This window comes from Streptococcus sp. GMD1S (assembly GCF_000296875.1).
In the GTDB taxonomy this organism is placed as follows: domain Bacteria; phylum Bacillota; class Bacilli; order Lactobacillales; family Streptococcaceae; genus Streptococcus.
In genome coordinates, this window is sequence record NZ_AJQY01000005.1 from 15,386 (window position 1) to 40,435 (window position 25,050).

19 protein-coding genes are annotated in these 25,050 nt (G+C 43.4%); 2 read left to right on the forward strand and 17 right to left on the reverse strand.

The window, feature by feature from the left end; genetic code table 11:
• Positions 1-12 precede the first annotated feature (12 nt).
• Complete coding sequence (locus GMD1S_RS01460) at positions 13-975, forward strand: DUF6574 domain-containing protein (RefSeq protein ID WP_000191318.1); 963 nt, start codon at positions 13-15, stop codon at positions 973-975.
• A 63-nt stretch (positions 976-1,038) separates the two neighbouring features.
• On the opposite strand, the gene GMD1S_RS01465 is transcribed toward GMD1S_RS01460, so the two are convergent.
• The 12 genes from GMD1S_RS01465 to GMD1S_RS01525 form a co-directional block, all read right to left on the reverse strand.
• A complete protein-coding gene (locus tag GMD1S_RS01465; protein WP_001140326.1) occupies positions 1,039-1,899 on the reverse strand; it encodes a DUF4299 family protein in 861 nt (286 codons plus the stop codon).
• Between the two features lie 120 nt (positions 1,900-2,019).
• A complete protein-coding gene (locus GMD1S_RS01470; protein ID WP_001030023.1) occupies positions 2,020-3,006 on the reverse strand; it encodes an oxygen-dependent tRNA uridine(34) hydroxylase TrhO in 987 nt (328 codons plus the stop codon).
• A gap of 131 nt (positions 3,007-3,137) precedes the next feature.
• Complete coding sequence (locus GMD1S_RS01475; protein ID WP_000188106.1) at positions 3,138-3,434, reverse strand: bacteriocin immunity protein; 297 nt, start codon at positions 3,432-3,434, stop codon at positions 3,138-3,140.
• Between the two features lie 68 nt (positions 3,435-3,502).
• On the reverse strand, positions 3,503-4,192 hold the full coding sequence (locus GMD1S_RS01480) for a CPBP family intramembrane glutamic endopeptidase (protein ID WP_000760776.1): 690 nt from the start codon (positions 4,190-4,192) through the stop codon (positions 3,503-3,505).
• 160 nt (positions 4,193-4,352) lie between these two features.
• Entirely contained in the window at positions 4,353-5,837 is a 1,485-nt protein-coding gene (locus GMD1S_RS01485; protein ID WP_000800396.1) for an ABC transporter substrate-binding protein, read from the reverse strand.
• A gap of 108 nt (positions 5,838-5,945) precedes the next feature.
• Positions 5,946-6,869, reverse strand: coding sequence for a carbohydrate ABC transporter permease (locus tag GMD1S_RS01490; RefSeq protein ID WP_000818344.1), 924 nt, complete (start codon positions 6,867-6,869; stop codon positions 5,946-5,948).
• 13 nt (positions 6,870-6,882) lie between these two features.
• Positions 6,883-7,812 carry an ABC transporter permease gene (locus GMD1S_RS01495; protein ID WP_000714584.1) on the reverse strand — a complete coding sequence of 310 codons (930 nt, stop codon included), beginning with the start codon at positions 7,810-7,812 and terminating at the stop codon, positions 6,883-6,885.
• A 198-nt stretch (positions 7,813-8,010) separates the two neighbouring features.
• Complete coding sequence (locus GMD1S_RS01500; protein WP_000234381.1) at positions 8,011-9,891, reverse strand: beta-N-acetylhexosaminidase; 1,881 nt, start codon at positions 9,889-9,891, stop codon at positions 8,011-8,013.
• Positions 9,885-10,754, reverse strand: coding sequence for an ROK family protein (locus tag GMD1S_RS01505; RefSeq protein WP_000150731.1), 870 nt, complete (start codon positions 10,752-10,754; stop codon positions 9,885-9,887). Before GMD1S_RS01505 ends, GMD1S_RS01500 begins: the two co-directional genes overlap by 7 nt.
• A 98-nt stretch (positions 10,755-10,852) precedes the next feature.
• The gene (locus tag GMD1S_RS01510; RefSeq protein WP_000432740.1) at positions 10,853-13,498 is read right to left on the reverse strand and encodes an alpha-mannosidase; all 2,646 of its coding nucleotides are present in this window, start codon (positions 13,496-13,498) and stop codon (positions 10,853-10,855) included.
• 284 nt (positions 13,499-13,782) lie between these two features.
• Positions 13,783-15,063 carry a glycoside hydrolase family 125 protein gene (locus GMD1S_RS01520; RefSeq protein WP_000263081.1) on the reverse strand — a complete coding sequence of 427 codons (1,281 nt, stop codon included), beginning with the start codon at positions 15,061-15,063 and terminating at the stop codon, positions 13,783-13,785.
• Positions 15,064-15,192: 129 nt separating this feature from the next.
• Positions 15,193-16,551, reverse strand: a complete 1,359-nt coding sequence (locus GMD1S_RS01525; protein WP_001285366.1) for a hypothetical protein — start codon at positions 16,549-16,551, stop codon at positions 15,193-15,195.
• A gap of 158 nt (positions 16,552-16,709) precedes the next feature.
• On the opposite strand from GMD1S_RS01525, the gene GMD1S_RS01530 reads away from it, so the two are divergent.
• Positions 16,710-18,797 carry a GH92 family glycosyl hydrolase gene (locus GMD1S_RS01530; RefSeq protein WP_000803426.1) on the forward strand — a complete coding sequence of 696 codons (2,088 nt, stop codon included), beginning with the start codon at positions 16,710-16,712 and terminating at the stop codon, positions 18,795-18,797.
• Between the two features lie 576 nt (positions 18,798-19,373).
• On the opposite strand, the gene adcA is transcribed toward GMD1S_RS01530, so the two are convergent.
• The 5 genes from adcA to nt5e form a co-directional block, all read right to left on the reverse strand.
• On the reverse strand, positions 19,374-20,879 hold the full coding sequence (adcA, locus tag GMD1S_RS01535; protein WP_000736541.1) for a zinc ABC transporter substrate-binding lipoprotein AdcA: 1,506 nt from the start codon (positions 20,877-20,879) through the stop codon (positions 19,374-19,376).
• A gap of 9 nt (positions 20,880-20,888) precedes the next feature.
• Complete coding sequence (locus GMD1S_RS01540) at positions 20,889-21,695, reverse strand: metal ABC transporter permease (protein ID WP_000950023.1); 807 nt, start codon at positions 21,693-21,695, stop codon at positions 20,889-20,891.
• Positions 21,688-22,392: a metal ABC transporter ATP-binding protein gene (locus tag GMD1S_RS01545; protein WP_001269483.1), complete on the reverse strand. Its 705-nt coding sequence runs from the start codon at positions 22,390-22,392 to the stop codon at positions 21,688-21,690. The genes GMD1S_RS01540 and GMD1S_RS01545 overlap by 8 nt, the downstream gene beginning before the upstream one ends.
• A complete protein-coding gene (gene adcR / locus GMD1S_RS01550; RefSeq protein ID WP_001249328.1) occupies positions 22,392-22,832 on the reverse strand; it encodes a zinc-dependent transcriptional regulator AdcR in 441 nt (146 codons plus the stop codon). The genes GMD1S_RS01545 and adcR overlap by 1 nt, the downstream gene beginning before the upstream one ends.
• Positions 22,833-22,981: 149 nt before the next feature.
• The gene (gene nt5e / locus GMD1S_RS01555; RefSeq protein WP_001042691.1) at positions 22,982-25,027 is read right to left on the reverse strand and encodes a cell surface ecto-5'-nucleotidase Nt5e; all 2,046 of its coding nucleotides are present in this window, start codon (positions 25,025-25,027) and stop codon (positions 22,982-22,984) included.
• Positions 25,028-25,050: the final 23 nt, after the last annotated feature.

Below are 25,050 nucleotides of genomic sequence, written 5' to 3' on the forward strand. Positions count from 1 at the left end.
GGAGGTTCCACCATGACACAAGAATGGTTTGAAAGCGCCGATCTTGAGAAGAAATCAGCTCAGACGAAATCGGAAATCCAGCCCGACCAACCAGAGACTTCGGATACTGTAGAGACCGAACCACAAGCAAGCCAAGAAACTCCTATCTCACCTAAAGAGTCGGAAAGGCATGAGGAGGAAGCTCCCGAAACGATAGAAGAAGCCCAAACAGAGGAAGAGGGAGAAGGGAAAGCTGAAGAGGGACACAAGCAAGAAAAACCTGTAAAAGAGAAAAGTATCCTCAGCAAGGCTTTAGAAAGCCCCTATATCCCAGATATTGACCCTCGTAAAACAGCCAGATTAAAAGCAGAAATCGCACTATTTTGGACTTGGCTGCTGGACGCTATCCAAGAACCAACTACCAGCAAGAATACGGACCAAAAGCATCGTTATAGTGTCTTTGCCCTACTCACCTTGCTGTCGTCAATCAACCTTTTCTTTAGTATCTATCATATCAAGCACCTCTACTACGGCTATATGGCCTCTATTGCCAATAGTTTACCTAACCAGCTCCCACCTTTAGATCTCTTTGCTGGACTTTCTATCTTGGTCGCTAGCGCTCTATTTTACTTTTCCATCATTTTGGGAGGCTTTACTGTCCGACGTGTACTGGACCAGGAGAGCGACTTCACATTCCAAGAAGCTTGCGATCGTTACAGCCGACTCTTTGCTATCCCGCTTGTCTTAACGGCTCTAGCAAGTTTCTTTGCACTTTTTGGCGGCTTGCGATTCGCTGGCATCCTCACTCTTCTAAGCATGACCATCTTTGCCCTTGGCAATCTCTTTGTGATTAGCAAGCCAAGTAAGGCTAGTAGCCTTGACCCATTTTATCGTTTCTTGCTAGCTGTCTTACTTGATGGCGCTATTCTCTTACCCTTCTTCATTGCAGAGCTCGCGCTGACAGTTGACTACCTTCGCATCCTGACATTCTTTTAACCAAAATCCCTGCCATTTGTTAATGACAGGGATTTTTATGTTTACTCTTTTTTTGAACCGTGTCTACTTGACGGCTGCCAATTCCTCAAAATTTTTTCCCAAAATGGCTTGTACTTCTAATTGATTGGCATCTAGTTGCTGATAAAATGCTTCTGGTAGCGACTCTAGGAATCTTGCATAGTCCAAGCGAGCGATGGATTCATAGTCTTCTGCTTTGGACCCATCACCAGAAATCGTCACTAGGTCAATCTCCCAAACAAGCTCTTTGCCTGCCAGCTGATCGGTATAAGGAGCTGGTACAAAGGGTTCCTTTGGCAAAATCGTCTTGACTCCTTGGGCTAGGTGATAGATACCGTGCACCTTGCCTTGAGCATCTGGGTAAAATTTCACACTGGCAAGGTAGGCATCAGAGCCTTGAACCTTCTTGACCAACTCTTCAAAATGTGCCAATCCATCCTCAGCCAAAAAGCTCTCGAGGTATTCCTTATTGAGATAGATAGGGGCCAAGAGCCCTTGGCAATATACTAGACGAGCCGCTTTGTCAGATAGATAATGCTTGACCGTTTCTCGGAAATAAGCTTCAAAATCAAAGCCTTCTAGCCCTTCTACCACTTGCCCCAACTTGTTTGATAGGGCTTGGAGGAGAGCTTCTACAATCTCCCAGTCCGCTCTGGTAAGGAAGTCTGGAATCACCACTTGATAGCCTTTTCGGCTATCCGCATAGTTCACCTTGAAGAGAAATTGCGACTGACCTACAATCCCACACTCGATATACTCGAGACGATTGAGGGGCTGACGGAGATAGACCGCATCATAACTGTGTGACTCCAAGCCCTCCACCAAGGCCAAGATAGACTTGGCAGTCAAGACCTCCTGTTGTCCTAGAATGCTTTCTTTATTTGGGATAAAAAATGTTTTCGCCATAACTGGCCTCCTTTGAAATCGTTTACATATAGTATAACCTATTTTCCTGAAAGATACAGAAACAAATTTTAGATTTTTAGATAAAAAGCATAGAAAAACAGCCCCTAAGGGCTGTTTGCTTTATACAGTAGCGACTTGATCCAAGCTTTCACCGATAGCTGCTAGACGCTCGATCACTTCTGCTTGTGTCAATTCATTTTCTGAGACGTAGCGGTTGCGTGGGTGAACACGGCACTCGTGTGAGCATCCACGAAGGTACTTGTCTTCATTTTCTTCTGATGTTAGGATACGACGGTTACAGAAGGGATTTCCACAGTTGACATAACGTTCACATGGTGTTCCATCAAACCAGTCTTTCCCTACGATGGTTGGGTTGACATGGTTAACATCAACGGCGATACGCTCGTCAAAGACGTACATTTTCCCATCCCAAAGTTCACCTTGGACTTCTGGGTCTTTACCGTAAGTTGCGATTCCTCCGTGCAATTGGCCGACATCTTTATAGCCTTCACGGACCATCCAGCCTGAGAATTTCTCACAGCGAACTCCACCTGTACAGTAAACCACAACACGCTTGTCCATGAATTTTTCCTTGTTGTCACGGACCCATTGTGGCAACTCACGGAAGTTGCGGATGTCTGGACGGATAGCCCCACGGAAATGTCCTAGGTCGTACTCATAATCGTTACGTGTGTCAAGAACCACTGTATCTTCGTCAAGAAGGGCTTCTTTGAACTCTTTTGGAGACAAGTAAGCACCTGTTGTTTCAAGTGGGTTGATGTCGTTGTCAAAGTCATTGTCTTCCAAACCAAGGTGGACAATTTCTTTCTTGTAGCGAACAAACATCTTCTTGAAGGCTTGTTCACTTTCTTCGTCAATCTTGAACCAGAGGTCTTCCATACCTGGGAGGCTGTGAACGTAGTCCATGTATTTTTGAGTTGTTTCGTAGTCACCTGAAACAGTCCCGTTAATCCCCTCGTCAGCGACGAGGATACGGCCTTTGAGACCGATTGATTTACAGAAAGCCAAGTGATCTGCCGCAAATTGCTCTGCATTTTCAATTGGAGTATAGAGGTAGTAAAGTAAGACACGAATATCTTTTGCCATAAGATTTGTTCTCTTTTCTATTCTTAAATTTTCAGAATTTTTCATTCAACTATTCTAGTATACCCACTTGAGAAAACGAATGCAATTTATTTGACCGAAAATTATATAGAGAGACCTACCACTGCACTTCATCAGTAACCATAGCGAATCGCAGATAATTCTCTCAATTTTTTGATTTGCTTAGCTTGACTTTCTGACAAACCCAGCTTGTTATCAATCAACACACGTGAGATGTCAACGTTCATTTGGCTCAGAATAAATGGAGTAGAGGTTCCATCGTCCTTTAATCGTTTTTGATAAATCACTAACTGATTTTTCAGGGGAGCAAGTTGAGGCGCAACCTTTATATCTTCCAATAGATGATCAATGATGGTCATCGCTTCACAACGTCTTTCACTTCCTCCAGCAAACCATTTTAATGGTGTCATACTCATTTCCCTCCTGAAATTCGCTTATAAATTGAAAAACTATAATTCCTAACTCTCCAGCCAGTATTTTACCCAAACACCCTATGTAAAAAAGTCAGCAAAAATGGCAAGGTCGCTACAATATTATTGATTACATGCACCGCATAGGAAGGATAAATGCTCTTGGTATAACGGGTCAAACCAGCAAAGATGATTCCAGATGTTGTAAAAACGAAAATATCTAACAGACTAGGCAGGCTTGAAAAATGAGGGAGAGCAAATAAAATAGAAGGAAGAAGCAAATCAAGACCAAATCTCGAATCTTTAAAAAAGGCGTGTTGCAGTAATCCTCTATAGATTAACTCTTCCATCAGTGGAGTCAGAAAAAACAGGGCTATATAAATACCTAGCTCTGCAAAGTTAGTCCCACTATAACCAATCAATACAGCCCAACCTTCCGCAGTTGACTGAACATGTTTAGCTGTCTGAACGTTAAAAGAGATCTGGAGCACTACCACTAATACTGTCAAAATCGAATACCAAAGCCATTTTTCTCTTGGAATGCGAAAGAGATAACCATGGCCTGTCTTAACCAGAATCCAAATCATGACTCCGATAAATAGCAAACTCAAGATATTTTGAATCCAGAAGAAATTGCCTATCTGGGAAGAAAATTGCCAATAGTTTTGGACAATAAGCGTCAGCTGAGAAAGACCAAATACGAAAAATAGGTAAGAGAAGACAGCACTCATTTTGAAAAGAAGGCGATATTTTTTCATAATAAATCCCCTATAGATGTATGTGTATCACATCGCATAAACCCTCAGAACCACTCTTTTCATGTTTACATCCTAAAAATCACTACCTCCCCTAGAGAACTAGGGAAGGCAGCGATCACATTTTTAGGAATTAGGAATGAATACACGAAATCAATCGATCTTATGATTTTTTGTTTTTCAAGAATTCGTCGTATTGTTTTTGCATTTCGTTCAATACTTTTTCGTAAGCACCTTCAGATTTCAATTTTTCCATCAATTCTGGAATAGCTTTATCTGGGTCTACAGTACCAGTGTTGATAGCTGTATCGAATTGTTGCATTGTGTTAGAAATTGCTGAGATTTCAGATTTCACATTGTCAGTGTTAAAGATGAATCCAAGTGCTGGAGATTCTTTAGCTTCTGCCAATTGTTTCTTAGAATCTGCAATTTGTTGGTCTGTAACGTTTTCGTTGATGTAAAGGATCCAGTTGTTACCAGTGTTCCAACCTGACATGTGAGTGTTTCCTTTATATCCATCAAGGACGCGGACACGGTTTTCTTTACCTTCAACTTTTTCCCAGTTCTTACCTTCTGGACCGTAAACAAGACCGTTCAAGAGTTCTGGGTTTGTGTTCAAGAGGTTCAACACTTCCATTGATTTTTCTTTGTTCTTAGAGTTGTTTGAAATGACAAAGTTAGCAACTTGTGTTGTTTGGTTTTTCTTGATAAAGTTAGTGATTGGTTTGATTTGGATGTCTTTGTTAGCAACGCGTGAAAGCAAGCTGTTACCGTAGTCAGCTGGTCCTACTGTTTCTTCACGAACGAACCAAGTATCTTGTTGAAGGTCAAATGAAGTGTCGCTGGTTGCTACGTCTTTTGGAATGTATCCAGCTTCATAGAATTTGTGAAGAGTCTTCAAATGTTCTTTGAAACGAGGCACTTCGTAACGGTTTACGATCTTAGTAGTGTCTCCTTCAAGGTCGATAACAAATGGAAGTCCGTTTGGTACTGGGTAGTCAAAGTTATCGGATGGGATAAAGTTCTTCGTAACCGCAAATGGTACTACATCTGGAGCTTTTTCTTTGATTTGTTTCAAGACTGGTTCAAGTGTTTCGTATGAAGTGACACCTGAAATGTCAATACCATATTTTTCAAGAAGAGCACCGTTGAAGGCAAAGTTTTGAGATGATGCAACGTTAGCTGCAACTGGAACAGCATAAATCTTACCGTTTACAGTGTTCCCTTTGATGTAAGCTGGGTCAAGTGCTTTGTAAAGCTCTGCTCCTTCTTTTTTATACAATTCTGTCAAGTCAGCATAAGCACCTTTTTGAGCATTTACGACATAGTTAGATGCAAATGCGATATCATAGTTTTCACCAGATGATGTGATAACTGACATTTTCTTATCATAGTCACCCCATCCGAGGTATTGGATATCCAATTTAGCACCGACTTTTTCTTCGATGATTTTGTTTGCATTTTCTAGCAATTCATCCAAGTTGTCTGGTTTGTCACCGATTTGGTACATTTTGATTACAGGTTTTTCACCTGAAGTAGTATCGGCAGCTTTTTTGTTGTTACCTGTAAGGTTTCCACAAGCAGCAAGACCAGCAGCCAAAGCGACTACGCTAGCAGATGCAAAAGCATATTTTTTCCAGTTTTTCATGATAAAAACTCCTTTTTTTATTTTTAAACTTATAAACGATTTAATGATTTTTAACTTCAATCACTATGATGAAGTTGGGAAGGGAGAAACGGTGTTTCTCAGCAAATGCTATTCTTTCACACCACCGATCGTCAACCCTTTAACAAAGTAGCGTTGGAAGAATGGATACAGAATCGCGATTGGAAGGGTTGCAACAACAACCATGGCCATACGACCTGTTTCTTTCGGTAGAGCGACTCCCAGTTGACCAGATAGGCCGACTGCTTTTGCGATGTAGTCCATATTTTGTTGGATTTGCATGAGCAAATATTGCAATGGATACAAGTTGTCACTCTTGATGTAAAGAAGGGCGTTGAACCAGTCGTTCCAGAAACCAAGAGCTGTCAAAAGCGTGATGGTTGCGATACCTGGAAGTGACAAGGGCAAACAGATCTGGAAGAAGATCCGAGCTTCACTGGCACCATCGATACGAGCGGATTCGAGAATGGCTTCTGGAATGGTCTTCTTGAAGAAGGAACGCATCAAGATGATGTTGAATGGTGAGAGGAGCATTGGAACAATCAAGGCCCAAACGGTATCACCAAGTTGAAGCAGGCGAGTGACCACGATATAGCCTGGTACCAAACCAGCATTGAACAACATACTAAGAAGAGCGAAGATTGTAAAGAATCTGCGGTACTTAAAGGTTGTACGTGAGATGGCGTAGGCATAAGTGGTTGTAATGAAGACGTTGGTCACTGTTCCGACTACGGTTACAAAAACTGAGATAAAGAGCGCTTGGAGGATCTTATCTTTAAACTGAGCTAGGAACTGGAATCCATCTACACCAAATTTCGAAGGGAAAAAGCTATATCCATACTGGAGGATGCTCTTTTCGTCTGTCACCGAAATGATAATAACGAAGATAAAGGGCAAGATACAAGAAAGAGCAATCAAACCAGAGATGATACTAAAGAAGATATCTGCTTTCTTACTGAAGGAGTGAATGCCGACATTATCGATTTTTTCTTTTTTAATTTTCTTTTCTGCCATATTCTCCTCCTTTCTAGAACAAAGCTGAGTTTGGATCAACTCGTCTTGCAAGCAAGTTTGATAGGATAACCAGAATCAAACCGACAACGGATTGGTAAAGACCGGCTGCTGAAGCCATACCGATATCTGCTGTCTGAGTCAAACCATTAAAGACATACACGTCCAAAACGTTGGTTACATTGTAGAGCTGACCAGCATTGTGTGGGATTTGATAGAAGAGACCGAAGTCTGCACGGAAGATATTTCCGACTGCAAGGATGGTCAAGACTGTTACAAGCGGAGTCAACTGAGGAATGGTTACGTTGCGAATACGTTGCCACTTGCTCGCCCCGTCCACTGTTGCTGCTTCGTAGTAGGTTGGGTCAATTCCCATGATCGTCGCATAGTACATGACACTGCTATATCCAAAGCCTTTCCAAATACCTAGGAAAAGGAGAAGGTATGGCCAAATGCCTAAGTCAGCGTAGAAGTTGACTTCCTTCATGCCAATGGATGTTAGGAAATGGTTGAAAACCCCTTTGTCAATGTTTAGGAAGGCATCTGTAAAGAAACTGATGATAACCCATGACAAGAAGTAAGGGAACAACATAGACGTTTGGAAAATCTTAACCATTCTCTTAGAGCGGAGCTCGCTGAGGATGATGGCAATCCCTACTGATACAATCAAACCGATAAAGATAAAGCCGAGATTGTAAAGAACGGTATTACGAGTGATGATAAAGGCATCTTTTGAACTAAACAAGAATCTGAAATTATCTAACCCGACCCATTTACTATTCACAATACTATCTATGAAACCATTACTGGTCATATGGTAGTCTTTAAAGGCGACCACATTCCCAAATACTGGAATGTAAAAGAATAGAATCAACCAGAGTGCCCCTGGTAAAACCATCAAGAGAAAGATCCAGTTATCTCTCAAGGTCTTTGAAAACTTTTTCATAATTTCCTCCCTTTTTATTCCTAAAAACTGATTTCATCGAATTTTTAGGTTTGATAACGATTACATTATTAGTATACTCCTATTTGAAGGCTAGGTTAAACTACTAATTATAGAAAAAACTCCACAAATTATTTTTTGTGGAGAAGTTTTTTATAAGAAATAGGTTTCACGAGAAACACTCTGACTCGGAAAAAATGCCTAAGTCGTATAAATCGTCGATGCGGTCGCAATAGTGTGCCACTGGTTGGCTGTAGTTGCTGCGAAGTCCTTGTCTGCGTAGAAGTCAGTAAATGGTAGGATCACGACTTCTAATTCTTCGATGCGGACAATCTGACCTGCCAGATAAGCCTCGATGCGGCTTTCTGCTCGCTTGATGCGTTGCAAGAGTCCGCCCATACGGATATCAACCGTATCCAAACCAAAGACCTTGTTTTCTTTCAACCATTGGTGGCTAAAGAGGGCATGGAAGTTTTCAATCTCGCTTCTAAGTTTTGGTAATTCTTGCATGGCGATTTGCTGTAAGCTGACTTTGTCACCGGATTTATAAGCTTCACGGATGCGTCGTCCCACATCCACTTTGCTACTTAAAATCTGGTTCAACTGGGCCTGAGTTTCAAATAGGTAGGCATAGTTCCCAGCTTTTTCTTTGATAACAGCAAGCGTTTCAGCGGCCTGAGCGAAGTGCGGTTTGTCCTGTTCAGGTGTCATGTGTCTGTCAAGAATCGGACAGAGAACATCCTGATAAAAGACATAGCGGTTGGGATTGATACCACTGAGATTGCCTGGCAAGTCTGGCAAGAGATTGGCAAGGTCAATCTGCATAAAGTCCTCAACTGACAGACCTGTATTGGTCTTGAAGTGAGCAGACAAACGATCTAGGTCATTGCGGTAGCTGAGTTCTGCCCAGATTTGCAGACTTGGTAGAATAGAAAACTGGGCAGTTTCCCCACCATTGTCCCCCCAACCCGTTACAATGACTTCTTTGATGTCGTTAGCACGACAGGCTTTGTTGGCTTCAAGAGCAATAAGACGGCTGAAATGGTTGTTGGGTGTGAAACCGATCCACTTCCAAGCACCACCTGCAAAGGCAATATCTTGGCTAATCTTGTGATGGTTGCGGAAATTGCGGTTGTATTTTTCCTCGCTATCCTGATAATAGTCCCAGTAAACCAAGGTTACACGGTCTTTGAGACGATCTAGGTAGACACGAGTTTCCTCTGGAATCTCCACGTCACGATCGTACTGGCCATCCGCTGACATGAGTTTAAAGAACATATCACTCCACATCTGGCAGTGGAAACCATACTTGTCTGCAATATCCAGCACGCGCTCCAAGTGTTGGCACATGAGGAGACTACGGTCCACAACACCGTTCAAAATGAGGTAGCGCCCCAAACCAACCAAATGGGCTTCGTCCATCCCGATATTGACCTTGCGTGTCTGCAGTTTAGATAGAGTGGCAAACATCCCATCAACCAGGTCATACACCTTTTCTTCGCCGATAAGGAGAATGTCCTCCACATCACGAAGTTCCTGCACTTCTTTGACACCCCATTTGACGAAGGCTGACAAGTGGGCCAAGGTCTGGATGCAAGGCACAAAGGTCATATCAAACTGCTGGACATAGGCTTCGATTTCCTGCAACTCCTCTGCTGAATAGGCGCCACGGAAGTAACCAAAGTAAGGTTGCCCCTCAATCTGATAGGTGTCTTCCATGTAAAGTTCAAAGGTTGAGTAACCCATGAGAGCCAAGACCTCAATCATCTGCTTGGCAGAAGCCACATTCAGCACCGCATTTCGAGAACAGTCTGCCATGTAGGCCAAATCTTCATAAGCTGCCTGCTCCTCAATCGCTACTTTATCACCTTCTACTAGAGCTGTTGCCAATAAGGACAAGGCGCGGTAAAGTTGGTGAGGTTTGCGATAAGTTAGTTGATAATGTCCACCTTCACCCTTGATAGAGATAGAGGCTTGGTCAGACTGAGCGACTACTACCTCTACATCTGCTAGCGAAATATGCTTTTTAAGCAACTCTAATGCTTGCTCTTGTTTGGGACTAAGTCCTGTAAAAATTACCATTGATTTTCCTCCTGTAGCCAGTTGACAAGGGCACCATAGAGATTGGCATCTGCATGATAGGTGCAAGCTTGGATAACTGGTGCGACCGTGTATTCTTCGTAGGTTTTGACAAATGCATCGACAGCTTTTTTGACGCCTTGGATAAAATCTGGATTCTGGCTAATAGATCCTCCCAGACTAATGACATCTGGGTCGATGAGGTACTGGATATTGAGCAGTCCTTGCGCCAGATTACGGTTCATACGTTCAATGGCTTCTTGGCAAAGGGCATTGCCTGCTGCAGCTTCTTGGTAAATCTTGCGACCATCCCAGTCAGTCTGACCAGATTTTTCAATCACGTAGCGAACCATGTTTCCTGTAGAGGCTAGTAGCGACCAGTTGTTGAGTTTTTCAGCTGGTTCAATGGTTGTCATATAGCCAAACTCACCACCTAAGCCGTGGCGACCACGGTGAAGTTTGCCATTGATTATCATAGCTCCGCCAATTCCTGTCCCAATCACGACACAGGCTGCATTTTCAATCTCTGGGTGAGCCAGCAGTTCACTAAGTCCAACACAGTTGGCATCATTTTCTAGATGGACAGGTAGCTGATGATGAGCAAGCGTCTCATACCAAGAAAAGCCATGAATGTAAGGTACGGCACTGATTCCCTCAATCACACCTGTTTCTTGATTGACCGCGCCTGGAACGCTCATGGCAATGCCCTTATAATCTTGTTCTGCCAAGCGTTGGTCTAGCCAATCTAGTAAATCCTCCAAACTTTCTGGCGTCGGAGTACTTGTCTTATCTAGTATCTTTCCATCAGGAGTCAGACTGGCAAACTTAATCCCAGTCCCTCCGATATCAATGGTTGCAATGGTCATTGTTCTTCCCATAAAAAGGGGCGAATCAGTAGTTAGTCCTTACTCTTTCGCCCCTCCTTTCTATCTCATAGTATTAGTTATCAAACACTTTAAAACTATTAAATGTCTTCTTTTTTGATCAATTCTGTGCGAATTTCTTGTGGTGCTAAGAGTCCTGAATGAACGGGATATGGCCGCTCAAGCAAGTCCAAAATGGTTTGTTGGTGTTCTGATATACGCACATTTTCTTGACTCATATTGTAGTAACGAAGTACATATCCTTCTTCATTTTCAGCTACCTTAAAGGCTGTCGGGCAGACTTGTGGCAAGCTGAGCGCCGCATGGCACAAGAGGCTGCCAGTCGCAGCAACACTTCCTTCTTGTTTAGCAACTTGAAGACTAGTGAATGGTGTTTGGAAGGCTTTAGCACGACGGAAGGCTGAGAAGCGTTCCCCTGCTTGGTGGCATTCGAGAGCAAACTCGACTTCAAACTCACGCAAGCACTGAGCCTCTGGTGTCGGGAAGTAACCCCAGTCACCTAACTCACCTGAGGCACGAAGAATGGTCACAGCAATGGTATCGTCTCCAAGGATTTCATACTCGTGCAGTCCTTTATTAGCCACTGTCACCCCTTTTTCATCGTCATAAAGGCTGACGAAGGCTTGCTGGTGTTGTGGATTTTCAGGATTTTCCCAAGAAGCAGCTGGTTTGTTTGGTCGTGTTACTACCTCATAGATGCTTTCAGAGTCATTGCTTGGACGCGTGTTATGAGTCTTAACCAAGAGACGGATACGGTGGTCCTTGGCAGTATTGGTAAAGCGAGTCTTGAAGCGGATTTGTGGATTGTCAACAAAGACGGTCATCTCTGTTTCCAGAGGAAGGGTTGTCAATTCTTCTGAGCGCCCTGCTTCACGCGTCATAAACTCGATGATGCCTCTTTGTTCCGCATCCAGTTTTTCGTCTGCACTTACTGGAATTGTCAATTCATGCTTGAGCAAGATTTTAGCAAAACGTGCTGTATTTTCCAGGACTTCATAGCCTTTCAGCTCTGCGTAGATAGGCTCTGTTCCTTTTGGTTGGAAATAGATGTACTCATTTCCGATGTCACCACGGTCTTCAAAGCGAATAATATCTTCATACGCTTCATGAGTTGTCTTGTCGTAGACCGTGATGTTTTCATCCACACTGACCGTTACAAATGGCATATCAATTACTCCATTTTGGTAAATACCATCACGGTGTTCTTGTTTTCCTTCGAGCAATTGGAAGGTTGTCCAAGAAAGTGGTGCCAGATGAACAGGTACTGTCACGCGCACTTGACGAGCAATGCGAGCCTGACGGAACTTGTCTTTTGGCAAATCATACTCAAAGTTAGCTCCCAGATCTTCGATTTTCGCTTCTACAGCATGCCCTTCCAAGTCTTCGACACGGTAGCTTGGCAAGGTCAAGGCTGCCATCTTCTTATAGCCTTCTGTTGGGTGCAATTCCTTGAAATCACAAGTCGCCACATCAATCACGGTGCTGACCGTATCAACCTTGTCATGCAAACCTGTGTTAATGACAGTAAAGAGATGGTCGCTTTGCGCTTCGTGAGTTGCAATTTTGCCCTTCCACTCGTTGAGAAGATTGGTCTTAACAAAGTTTCCAACTTGGTTGACCTTGGCAAAACGCGTTTCCATCTCACGGTGAACTTCGTCCACACTACAGCCACAGATGCTATCATGTGGCGCATTTTGTAGAAGGACTTTCCAAGCATAGGTCAACTGCTCCTTATGGTTGTGCCCACCAGTGATGACAGTCAATGGCTCCACTACTTGTTCTAGCAAGTTGCTATTTTCTTGGAAGGCTTGTTTGAGGTAAATCCGTGATGAAGAAGTGTTGGCAAGTGTGTACCAGCCATCTGTTTCCTGACTTGTCAACTCACCTGTAACCGTTGATAACTGCTCTGGTAGAGCACTTTCTACTGCATGGACATAGTCATCAAAGGAACTATGCACAAAGGTCACATCTGGGAAGAGTTCATTTGCCACACGAATGGCTTCACTCAGATTTCGCTGTACAGGCTGGTGGTCACATCCGTTCATCATCAACCATTGGTTGGTCGAAGCATAGTCACGTACGTCTGACAATTTTTGTTTCCAGAAGGCCAGGGCCTCATCCTTATCAACTGGGATTTCATTCCCATTACTATACCAGTTGGCAAAGAGGATACCGAGGACACGACTTCCGTCTGCACCCTGCCAGTACATTTCTGAAAACTGGGATGTGAACTGCTCATCTTCGAGAACTTGGTTGTCAAATCCAATCGGCTTCACACCACGACCAAAGGCTGCCACGTGAATGCCTGATTTTTGAAGGATTTGGGGAGCTTGTCCCATATTTCCAAAGGTATCTGGGAAGTAACCAATCTGGGTTGATTTGCCCCATTTTGCACATTCTGCTTGACCAATCAAGGTATTGCGGACATTGGCTTCACTTGAAATCAAGTAGTCATCCTGCAAGATGTAAAAAGGACCAATTTTGAGTTTGCCTTGGTCGATGTAACGTTGGACTTTGTCGCGATTTTCAGGGCGAATTTCCAAGTAGTCATCAAGGACAATAGTTTGTCCATCCAAGTGGAAACTCTTGAACTCAGGGTCATTTTCAAAAAGGTCAAAAAGATTATCAAATAATTCCACCAACTGCATACGGTGGCTTTCAAAAGGTAAGTACCACTCACGGTCCCAGTGACTATGTGAGATAATATGTACAACAACATTTTCCATGAAGTAAAACCTCATTCTAACTTAAATTTTAACGTTTTAAATGTAAAGGTGTGATTCTGACACGAATCGGTGAAACTAAAGCGCGCTCCTTATACTCAATAAAAATCAAAGAGCAAACTAGGAAGCTAGCCACAGTCTGCTCAAAGCACTGCTTTGAGGTTGTGGATAAACTGACGAAGTCAGCTCAAAACACTGTTTTGAGGTTGCAGATAGAACTGACGAAGTCAGTAACATCTATACGGCAAGGCGAAGCTGATGTGGTTTGAAGAGATTTTCGAAGAGTATTAGCGAATATCTAGATAATCCAAAACCAATTCACAAAACATCATGTTGGCCCAAGAGAACCATTCACGTGAGTAAAGCGTTGGGTCATCCACGTGGAAGCTTTCATGCATGACACCTGTACCACCGTCGCAGGCAACGAGCTGATCCAGCAAGAATTTCTTCTCTGCCTTATCTCTTGTTGTCAAACCTTGGATAGAAAGGGCAATCGGCCAGATATAGCGATAGAAGGTATGAGAACTTCCGAGACCGCTAGCGTATTCTCCTTGGTAAAAATATGGATTTTCAGGGCTCAGAATGGTACGGCGTGTGGCTTGGTAAACCTCATCGTCAATCGCACAGTAACCAAGATATGGAGCAGCCAGTAGACTTGGTACGTTTGGATCATCCATGATGCTAGCATTTCCTAGACCATCCACTTCAAAGGCGTAAATCCTTTCTCCCTTGCTGTTGGTTGTATAGGCATAGTTTTCGATGCCTTCTTGAATCTCTGCTTGGAGACGCTTAGCGTCTGCCACGATGTTTTGGCTATCAGCTAGGTCTAGTTCTGCAAAGATTTCTTGCACATACCCCAATACGACTACGGCAAACATATTGGACGGAATCAAATAGCTATACTGACAGCAGTCATCACTCGGACGAAAAGCTGACCAGGTCATACCTGTCACTACAAAATCAGGTCCAAAGCCATCATTTACTAAGGTGTCTTCCTTGCGGTCCGTATCCCTAACAAAACGATAAGGAGAGTTCTTGTGGTCTTGTTCCACTGTCCAGAGATGAAGAATTTCCTTGGTCGCTGTGACAAAAGTCTCATCAAACTGACTGGTCTCGCCAGTCTCTTTCCAAAGGAGATAAGCCAGCTGCAAAGGATAGCAAAGCGAATCCACCTCGTACTTGCGTTCCCAAATCCAGCCATTAAGCTCTGTGTGATCAGTCTCATGGTGCCCCTTCCAGTTTTCCTCAATATTGAAGGAATTGGCATAAGGATCCTTGAGCACCAAAGTCATCTGACGCTTGACCAAACCTGCAATGGTCTGACGCAAGAGAGGATCTCTTTTAGCCACGTGCAGGTAGGGTCTGAGTTGGGCTGTCGAATCCCGAAGCCACATAGCAGGAATATCCCCTGTCAAGACAAAAGTTGAGCCATCTTCTAGAATCTCGACCGTATTGTCCAAGGTGTCTGTATAGCAACGCTCAAAGACATCCACCCACTCGGGATGGTCCTTAGCCCGCTCCGCTACTTGGTCTAGCCATTCTCTAACAATTTCTTTCGAATAAACCATAGTATTTTTTCCTCTTTCAAACAAGTTTCATGTTCAGTATAAAAAAAAACGCCTCCAAAAGATATACACAAACTAAAGGCGTTTTGAAACAAACTTATGAAAAAAAAGTTGGGGCTCTCCCCAACTTTTCTATTCACTTTTCTTTTCTTCGTAAACCTTATAACCTTCAGTAGCCAGTTCAGCTTTTAGACCTTCTAAATCTTTTGATCCCCAACTTGATACTTTAGAAGCAGCATCAAGATCAAGATTATTGTCCTTCAAAAGGTAAGCTTGATAACCATAGTATTTGTAACGAACTTCTTTTGAATTGCCACTTGACCAAGTTACTTTATAAACTGTTATCAACGAAACTTTCCCATTTGATTTTTTATTCTCTTCTGGGATGACTTTCAAATAACTGCCTTGTGACTCTAAAGTGTAGGTGCTAAAGGAACTATTTTGATTTTCAGACTTGCTGTAGTCATCATTCTTTTTCAGAAGATCCGCAAAGTTCTTCACATCTTTTAAGTCTTTCAACCCTTCAACAGTCACCTCGACCTTATTGTTGTCAACAACTTTTCCTTTTGATTTTAACTCATTGATATAGGTCGCACTAACAGTAAGAGTAACTGTATCTCCGTTCTTCAAGTTTGTCGGACGTTTGTTATCTTCAAAGTTGAAATAGGCGTCTTTATTAGGATTTTCTGTAATAGACGCTATGCCATACCCATTAAATCCAGTAAATGTCACAGGAGTTTCTTTGAGCAAATCAGCCGTTGATACCTTCTCATATTCTTTCAAGTTTTCAACTTTGAAAGTTTTCTTTTCAGCTTTAAATGGTGAGTTCTTTGAGCTTGTAGTTACGGTGAATGTAACTTCGTCCCCATTTTTGAGACCATTTGTTTTGTCAAATTCATAATGGACACTACTAATCATCGCTTCTGCTTGCATCAATTTAGACGCCAACTTGCCATCTCTTGACACTTCTGCGTAAATAATAGGGTCTTTTTTAGCCAAACCCGCTGCCTGATCCTTATTAAAGCCTACTTTTTGGTATGCTATTTCTGCTACTTTCTCAGCAATATCTTGACTATTATAAGTTACCGTTCCAGATTCTTCATAACCTGAAAACTCAACTTTGACGTCGCCAATTAAGCTTTTTGGTTGTGACTGGATAACATTGTATCCCACAAATGCCACAATAATAACGGCTACTGCCACAAGAGCTGCAATGATTTCTTTGCGTTTCGTTGCAAACAATCCTTTGGTTTTTTCAACGACTTGTTGAGCCGAAGCCTCAGCTGAAGCTTTTGCATCTTCTTTCTGTTCTGGCTTAGAATCTTTCTCTTCCACCACTTCTTCAGATTGGTCATCTTTTGCTTGCTCAGAAGCCGTTTCTTCCACAGTTTCTGGTTCTTGAGTAGCAACTGACTCCACATCCTCTACAGGCGTGTTTTCAACCTTCTCTACAGATTCTTCGTTATTCACATTATTTACCGAATCACTCATAAAAAAATCCCCTTTTCTTTTTTATTGTCTCCATTCTAACAAAAGAATGAATATTTGTAAATTATTAACCGAAATTTATAGGGGCATTTACTTTTTAAAATTCGGTTATTGGCAATTTCATGTTATACTAAACAAAAACCTCTACAGGAAGCTTTTTTATGAAACCACTACTTGAAACCATCGATACCCGCTTTGGGACTGCTAGCAAGCATGCCTTTTCTCGAGGAAATACCCTGCCCTACACGGGCGTTCCTTTTGGGATGAATTATTTTGTTCCCCAGACCAGTGACCAGGAGGGAGCTTGGTTCTTCGATCCGCATCTGCCCGTCTTTCAAGGGATTCGATTAACCCACCAACCCAGTCCTTGGATTGGCGACTACTCTTGGCTCCTTCTGACACCTGTTACAGGCCAGCTAGGTGGAGACAGCCTCTTCCATCGTCAGTCTTCCTATGACCTAGATAAGGCCTCCTTCCAACCTCACTATCTGAAGATTTTCTCCCTGCGCTATCAGATTGAAACCCAGCTCACACCGACTTGCTATGGCGCTTCTATTCGTTTGGAGCAAAAGCAAGGCAAAGACCTCTCCCTCTATCTTCACGCAGCAGATGAACTGACCGTAGAGCAATTAGATAAGCGGACTCTTGCCCTAAGACAAGAAGGTAAAACTGAGACTACCAAAAATCCTCTGATACTGTTTACTGCTTTACAAATGAATACGGATATTCTTGCTATCACACAAGAAGAGAGAGACTGGCGAATTGACTTAGCAAGCAGTCAAGCCGAGATTCAACTAGCAACTTCTTTCATATCGCCTTCTCAAGCTCTGCTTAATCTACCTCAAAAGGACTTTGACAGCTGTAAAGTAAATGCGAAAGCGGACTGGGAAAATCTCCTCCATCGTTTTGATATCATGGAGACAGGAGAAGCTGACCGAACCTTCTTTGACCACTGCCTCTACAGACTCTTCCTCTTCCCACAGACTTTTTATGAGGTGAACGAATCAGGGCAAGCCATCCACATGGATCTGGCTACTGGTACTGTCAAGCCCGGCGTCCTCTTTAGCAACAATGGTTTCTGGGATACCTTCCGCACCACCTTCCCCCTCTTTGCCCTTGTCATACCAGAACACTATCACCGCTTTTTAGAAGGTTTCCTCAATAGCTACCGCAATACTGGTTTCCTGCCAAAATGGCTGGCCCCAGACGAGCATGGCATGATGCCTGGTACTCTTTTAGACGGCATTATCGCAGATAGCGCCTGCAAGGACATGGCTATCGATTTGGAAGAAAAACTCCTCCAAGCCATGCTTGAAACAGCCAGCAAGTCCGACCCTCTCGGCATCAATGGCCGTCACGGTTTGGCACAATACCAAGAATTAGGTTATCTCTCTACCGACCACCACGAAAGCGTCAGCCACACCCTTGACTATGCCTATAGCGACTTTTGTATCGCCAGCTGTGCCGAAAAGCTTGGTCAGAATGACATCGCGGAAACTTATAGAACTTCGTCACAAAATTACCACCATCTATTTGACACTGCGACGGGCTACATGCGTGCGCGAGATAGCCAAGGCAACTTCCGCCCCGACTTCTCTCCTTATAGTTGGGGACGCGACTACGCCGAATGCTCTGCCATTCAAGCGACCTTAGGCGTCCTCCACGACATCCCAGGCTTAATCCAGCTTATGGGTGGAAAGGAAACCTTTAGCCACTATCTTTTGAAAGCCTGTCAAGATGCTCCCCTCTTTGAGACGACTGGCTATGGTTATGAGATTCACGAGATGAGCGAGATGGCTACAGCTCCTTTTGGGCAAATGGCTATTTCCAACCAACCTAGTTTCCACATCCCTTATCTCTTCCGCTACAGTGACTACCCTGACTACACTGCCCTACTCATCAAGTCGATAAGTCAGAAAGCCTTTCACCCAAGCTGGCAAGCCTATCCTGGCGATGAGGATAATGGCAGTCTCTCTGCTTGGTACATCTGGTCAGCTCTTGGATTCTACCCGACCTGTCCAGGCAAACCCAGCTACGACCTCGGAATCCCTATCTTTGACCATCTCCGTATCTACCTGGCTAAGGAAGATAAATGGTTGGATATCCATGCTGAACAAAACCACAGCCACTTCAACTTTGTCAAAGAATGTCGATTGGACAAGACCATAGTATCTAGCATTCAACACCAAGACCTCTTGAAAGCTGAGCAACTGACCTTCACCCTCAGCTGGCTACCAAACCACTCCTAACCCAAAGAACCTTTGCATCGCGCAAAGGTTCTTCTTTTATGAAACTTGGACTTGAAGTTGATTCACAAGCTGACTCTCTACAGTTATCCACAACTTGTGGATAAGAAAACATGCCTAAAAATCAGCTTCTCCAGAAGTTAGCTCTTAGACTTTGAACCTGTCACCCTCAGGCAGACCTGCTCAAATCCCTACTAGACTAAGATTTCTACTAGAAAGCTAGCCCGTTACTAGTTTCCGGGGCAATTCTCAAGACCCCTCTAGGATATTAGCTAAATGTCCTGTTCCCCCTAGACTTATCCACAGACTGTGCATAAACTATTGTTCCAGACTGCTCTCTTTGACTATAACAAAAATCGATAGCAACGTCAATATGACTAAGATCCCTTCCTAAATCCCCTGAAAAGATTCTATAATTTGTACAATCGTAGCTTTTGCATTCGCCAGCTAGTGAGAATCAGCCAGTAGAAAATGACCTCTTTATCACATTGTGAACAGCACAACTGTGGTACTATAATACCTAACAACCTAATCGTTTCCAGCAAAAAATCCCGCAGATTTGCGGGATTCTCTCTTGCATCAATGCGCTAACATTTCTTGGGCGATTTCTTGACCAGATAGGTTATCTGGGTAGTAGGTTGGCCAGTTATCCATTTCTTCAAAGAGGGCTTCTTGGCTTGTGCCTCCAAAGAAGATATGGAAATGTTCTGCCTTGACTGGGGCGATATTGTGGTCACTAAACTGAACATACTTGAACTGTCCAGCGTCCGCATCTGTCGCTTCAAAGAGGAAGCGCACACCACGATTGCCTTTCTTATAAGTCAAGATTTTCTTGCCGACATACTTATAGGTGAATTTCTTGCTTTGGCCACCTTGAACAAATTCCATAGTGTTATCCGTGATGTTGATTTTGGTCACATCTGTCTGATAGCCTTTTCTATAGTAAGCCTTATACTCATCCTTGGTCATCTTACCAGTCAACTTAGCCTTGTAGTCAAAGACTTGATCAAAAGTTCCATCCTCAAGGAAAGGATAGACAGACTGCCAGTTGCCAGCATAGTCACTCAAGGTGCGGTCCTTGACATCTGCATCCTCAAAGTAACCATTGTGAACTGTCTTGGTATTTTCTTCCTTCTCTGGTTCGATTTCTGGTCCTTCTTGGTCCGTTGTCTGTTTCAAAGCCTTGAGGTTTTTCTCCATCACGGAGATATAGTCCTCACCAGCCTTGGTTGCTTCTTCTGTTAGACTTTCTAGCGGATTGAGCACGTCTAGTTTGACACCTGTTTCTTTTGAGAGTGTATTGGCGAGGGCTTGTGAAGCATTTTCTTCAAAGTAGATATAAGAAATCTTGTTTTTCTTGATATACTCTGTCAATTCTGCCAAACGTGCTGCTGATGGTTCTGCATCTGGTGAGAGACCTGAGATGGATACTTGCTTGAGACCGTAGTCCAAGGCAAGATAGTTAAAGGCAGCGTGCTGGGTCACAAAGCTCTTTTGTTTCGCTTGAGATAAGCCATCTGTATAAGCCTTATCCAATGCTTGCAATTTTTCAATGTAGGCAGCTGCATTCTTCTCAAAAGTCTCTTTTTTATCAGGATAATCTGCTGACAAGCTGTCACGGATATGCTCTACCAGTTTGATGGCGCGTGCTGGTGAAAGCCAAACGTGGGGATCGTAGTCGTGATGGTGACCTTCACCACCATGATCATGCCCTTCCTCTTCTTCCTCACCACCTGGCAAAAGTAACATATCACCTGTTGCCTTGATGGTTTTCACTTTTTTCTTATCCAAGGATTCTAGCAATTTTGGAACCCAAGTTTCCATATTTTCATTTTCATAGACAAAGGTATCTGCGTCTTGGATTTTGGCAACTGCCTTGGCAGACGGTTCGTACTCATGGGGTTCTGTACCAGCACCGATGAGAAGTTCTACATTAGCAGTATCTCCTGCGACTTGTTTGGTAAATTCGTAGACAGGGTAAAAGGTTGTCACGATATTTAGCTTCCCATCTGCCTGTTTTTGATTGGAACAAGCCACTAAAAACAGGGCACATAGACTAGCTAGTAGTAAGCTCAGTTTTTTCATTTCATTCTCCTATTTGATAAAACGTTTCAGTAGACTGACTAACAAAAAGACAGCTACAAAGATAATGGTGATACTAGCGCTGGCAGGGGTTTCCGCATAGTAGGAAATATAAAGTCCTGCCACCATTCCCAAAAAGCCAATAGCGCTGGCTAGTAACATAACGGATTTGAAGTTTTTCCCCAGACGAAGGGCAATACTAGCTGGCAAGACCATAATGGTCGATACCAAAAGAGCTCCTGCAGCTGGAATCATAAGGGCAATGGCCACCCCTGTCACCATGTTAAAGAGGATAGACATGGTACGAACGGGCAAGCCATCCACAAAGGCCGTGTCCTCATCAAAGGTCAGGATATACATTGGTCGCAAGAATAAGAAAGTCAAGAGTAAAACGACCGCAGCAATGGCAAAGAGGAAAATCACCTGCTCCTGGCTAATGGTCACAATCGAACCAAAGAGATATTGGTCCAAACTCATGGAGCTCGAACTTTTCCCCTTACTCATGACAATCAGAGACACTGCAAGTCCTGTTGACATGAGGATGGCAGTTCCGATTTCCATAAAGTTCTTATAGACTGTCCGGAGATACTCCAAAAAGACCGCAGCGATCAAGACAATGGCAATGGTTGAAATGGTTGGAGAAATTCCCAAAACCAGACCAAAGGCTACTCCTGATAGAGAAACGTGACTGAGGGTATCACTCATGAGACTCTGACGACGTAAGATAAGGAAGGTCCCAAGAACTGGAGAAAAGAGACTCATGGCAATGACCGCCAAGAAGGCACGCTGCATGAAATCATAAGATAACAAACTAAGCATGTTCCACCTCCTGATCGCTTTCGTGAACGTTGAAACAACGCCATGGCGAATCTTGGTTACGAACTAGATGAATATTGCGATCCGCATAGTCCTTGACTTCCTCAGGGTCATGGGTAATCATCAAAACAGCCTTACCATGATGGTGGGCACTATGGTGCATGAGTTCGTAAAATTCATTTTTGCTTCCAGCATCCATCCCTGTTGTCGGCTCATCCAGGACAAAAATATCTGGGTCAGAAGCAAACATCCGGGCAATCACTGCTCGTTGCTTTTGCCCTCCCGAGAGGGAACCAATTCGTTTGTCACGATGTTCCCACATACCAACTGAGTCTAGACTAGCCTTGATATGCTCCTCATCATGAGCATTCAAGCGACGGAACCAGCCTTTTCGCGGATAACGACCCGACTTGACAAATTCATAAACCGTACTTGGAAAACCAGCATTAAAACTGGCTATCTGCTGGGGAAGATAAGCTATCCTAAGTTTTTTCCCATGAGTGTTTGTCTTTGAGATGGTTACCTTACCAAATCTTGGCTGCAAGATGCCTAGGCTCGCCTTGATAAGCGTTGTCTTGGCAGCTCCATTTTCACCAGTCAGGGTGACAAACTCCCCACTATCAACACTATAGTTGATGTGCTCGAGGACAGGTTCCTTGTCATAATAGAAAGACAAGTCCTCTACTGTAATATACCGCATTATTTGATTTCTCCTACTAAAGCAGTTAAAAACCGCTGGATAACTTCTTGTTCATTTGGAGTAAACTGACTTGCCACTTGTTCATAGGCTAAGAGCGTGTGTTCATGATGATGGTGGTGTTCCTCTGCCACTGGTCGAGCCAGCTCTGTCAGTTGATAAAAGATCACACGCGCATCTTTGGGATCTCTGGATGTCTCTAACATACCCTCTTTGACCAAAGATTTGATAGCCTTGGTCACTGCCGCCTGACTGACATTAAGGCGACGGGCCAACTCCGAGTTGGTTAGGGATTCTTCTGACAAGAGCATGAGGATGTGTTCCTGAGTATTGGTCAAGGCAACGTCACTCGTGCAATGCCCGATTAGAATTTCATGCTGGTTCTCAGATCTCAAGATCACCTCGTTTAAAAAGTTATCGATTTCCTGCGCAAGCTGTCTCATGTGTTACTCCTTCCCTAGCTATCTTTTTCGTAAAAAAACATAGATAGCCACCGATTCTTTACTGGTTAATTATATCATAAACCAAAAAAGAGTCAAGGGAAAAAGGCGTAAAAACGTTTCCCTAGACTCTTCTAGATGTAAAATTTAACCTATTTTTGCTTTGGTTTTCGACTCGATAAGATACCTGCCAAACCAGCTACCATTCCCATCAAGAGCAAGAAGATGGACTGTTCGCTTCCTGTATTTGGGAGGGCCTTTTCTGAGACAACTGCCTTCTTGCTAAATTGACCTGCCACCTCATAAGTCAATGGCACATTTGTAGTCGCATCGCTAGCAGCTGCATTCGTTTGAGGCGTTTCTACTGGTAGACTAAAGTTTTTAGAATCCACAGAAATCGTCCGTGAGTTCGGATTGATCTTTTCATACTGGGTCAAATCAGCGGTTTTCAGATACTCTTCAAAGGCAGCATCCATAGAAGGACCTTCTTCTCGCGCACCACCTAACATCGTGTAGCCATCACCACCCGCAGCTAAGAAATCATTGGTTGCAAGATAGTACGTCTTTGCAAGGTCTAGAAGATCATAACGACCAGTCGTGCGGTTTTTGACCTGGATGGCCAAGACACGTTTGCCTGATGGTAGGTTGGTATCATAGTAGACCTTCACACCTGAAACTTGCAAGAAACCACCACTTGGCTCCAACAATGGTTGCCCGTTCTCATCCAAGACCTTCTTGCCATCCTTATCGACCTGCAAGATAGATCCGAGTGATTTTTCAAACATATCCAATACTTGTTGCCCAGTCACTTGTATTTGTGAGATGGTATTTCCAAATGGAAGAACGGCAATGACATTTCCTTTAGTGATCGGTTTGCCTTTTGCAATGGTTTCACGCAAGCCACCACCATTTGTCACAGCGATGTCTGTCGGATGGCTAAATCCTGTTTGACCATACTGATAGAGAGAGTCTGCCACGACGTTTCCGAGGTTGGTTTCACGGACCCGAACATTTTCACGATCACCGTTTAGTTCTACAGGGCTGTTTGAAACAATCTCAACTGCATTTTCAGCATCGTATTTTTGTTTAATGTCTTTGACTAGTTTTTCAACTGTTGGATTGGCTGGTAATTTTTTAGCATCAGCAGCCGGAATCTGAGTTGGATTGCCCAAAAGCTGACGTGATTTGTAGATAACCTTCCCAACATTATGAAGGTAACTTCCTGTTTGGTTATAGGTAACATTGTCGCCATAAGTTGTGGAAGCTACTGTATGAGAATGCCCATCAATAACTGTCACACGTTTGCCTTTGAGACGAGGATTTTTAGAGAGAGCTTCTGCCAAAGTTGAACCACGCCATTCTACTGGGGTTGTGGTATCCACACCCAAGTGAGCCAGCACAACATAGTGTTTGTAGTCCTTACCTTCTGCACGAGCCTTGGCTTGAACTTCTTCGATGACCTTATTGACTTCAGAGATTGGATCTGTAAAAGTTACCCCTTTGACATTTTTAGGGTGAGTTTTGGTTGCTGTTTCAGGTGTTGTCACGCCGATTACAACAAACTCATCACCTTCCACAGTCTTATCTTTATCAACGATTGTAGAAGCTTCAAAAAGACGAGCTCCATTGACATAAGTATTTGAGCTAAGTAATGGGAATTTCAAGATTTCCTTGTATTTCTTAGCTTCGTCTAAACCAAAGTCAAACTCATGATTTCCTACTGCCATGGCATCATACTGCATCTGATTGAGAATTTCAGCACGCGCTTCACCCTTGGTAGAGTTGGAAATCGGCAAACCTTGGAAAGCGTCTCCCGCATCAACAACTAGAGTATTTTGAGTTGATTTCGCACGTTCCTGCTCAATGACAGTCGCTAGCTTGGCATCTCCAATTACGCCCTTTTCCTCTACAATACGGCCATGAACATCATTGGTGTGTAAGATAACGGTGTCTTTTTCTTCGCTTTTAGGAGATTCAACAGGAGCTTCCTTTGCTTCCGTCGATTCAGCACTTGTAGGACTTGCCGCCTCTGTTGTTGGAGCTGCAGGAGTTTCTGAAGTTGCTGAATTTGCTGGATTTGCTATAACTGCAGGACTTTCTGCAGGGGCAGTTGCTTCTTCAGCATAGACCTGTCCAGCTAAGAAGGCTGGAGCTAACAGGGCTGTCGATAAGACAGGTAATAAAGAACGTTTGTTCATTTTAAAATCCCTTTCTTTTCTTT

Coding starts and splice junctions, on each gene's coding strand:
- GMD1S_RS01500 (WP_000234381.1), bottom strand. CDS start 9,891: ATGGTAATTTTTACAGGACTTAGTCCCAAACAAGAGCAAGCATTAGAG.
- GMD1S_RS01480 (WP_000760776.1), bottom strand. CDS start 4,192: ATGAAAAAATATCGCCTTCTTTTCAAAATGAGTGCTGTCTTCTCTTAC.
- nt5e (WP_001042691.1), bottom strand. CDS start 25,027: ATGAACAAACGTTCTTTATTACCTGTCTTATCGACAGCCCTGTTAGCT.
- GMD1S_RS01465 (WP_001140326.1), bottom strand. CDS start 1,899: ATGGCGAAAACATTTTTTATCCCAAATAAAGAAAGCATTCTAGGACAA.
- GMD1S_RS01460 (WP_000191318.1), top strand. CDS start 13: ATGACACAAGAATGGTTTGAAAGCGCCGATCTTGAGAAGAAATCAGCT.
- GMD1S_RS01545 (WP_001269483.1), bottom strand. CDS start 22,392: ATGCGGTATATTACAGTAGAGGACTTGTCTTTCTATTATGACAAGGAA.
- adcA (WP_000736541.1), bottom strand. CDS start 20,879: ATGAAAAAACTGAGCTTACTACTAGCTAGTCTATGTGCCCTGTTTTTA.
- GMD1S_RS01485 (WP_000800396.1), bottom strand. CDS start 5,837: ATGAAAAACTGGAAAAAATATGCTTTTGCATCTGCTAGCGTAGTCGCT.
- GMD1S_RS01540 (WP_000950023.1), bottom strand. CDS start 21,695: ATGCTTAGTTTGTTATCTTATGATTTCATGCAGCGTGCCTTCTTGGCG.
- GMD1S_RS01520 (WP_000263081.1), bottom strand. CDS start 15,063: ATGGTTTATTCGAAAGAAATTGTTAGAGAATGGCTAGACCAAGTAGCG.
- GMD1S_RS01475 (WP_000188106.1), bottom strand. CDS start 3,434: ATGACACCATTAAAATGGTTTGCTGGAGGAAGTGAAAGACGTTGTGAA.
- GMD1S_RS01510 (WP_000432740.1), bottom strand. CDS start 13,498: ATGGAAAATGTTGTTGTACATATTATCTCACATAGTCACTGGGACCGT.
- GMD1S_RS01530 (WP_000803426.1), top strand. CDS start 16,710: ATGAAACCACTACTTGAAACCATCGATACCCGCTTTGGGACTGCTAGC.
- GMD1S_RS01505 (WP_000150731.1), bottom strand. CDS start 10,754: ATGACCATTGCAACCATTGATATCGGAGGGACTGGGATTAAGTTTGCC.
- GMD1S_RS01525 (WP_001285366.1), bottom strand. CDS start 16,551: ATGAGTGATTCGGTAAATAATGTGAATAACGAAGAATCTGTAGAGAAG.
- GMD1S_RS01490 (WP_000818344.1), bottom strand. CDS start 6,869: ATGGCAGAAAAGAAAATTAAAAAAGAAAAAATCGATAATGTCGGCATT.
- GMD1S_RS01495 (WP_000714584.1), bottom strand. CDS start 7,812: ATGAAAAAGTTTTCAAAGACCTTGAGAGATAACTGGATCTTTCTCTTG.
- adcR (WP_001249328.1), bottom strand. CDS start 22,832: ATGAGACAGCTTGCGCAGGAAATCGATAACTTTTTAAACGAGGTGATC.
- GMD1S_RS01470 (WP_001030023.1), bottom strand. CDS start 3,006: ATGGCAAAAGATATTCGTGTCTTACTTTACTACCTCTATACTCCAATT.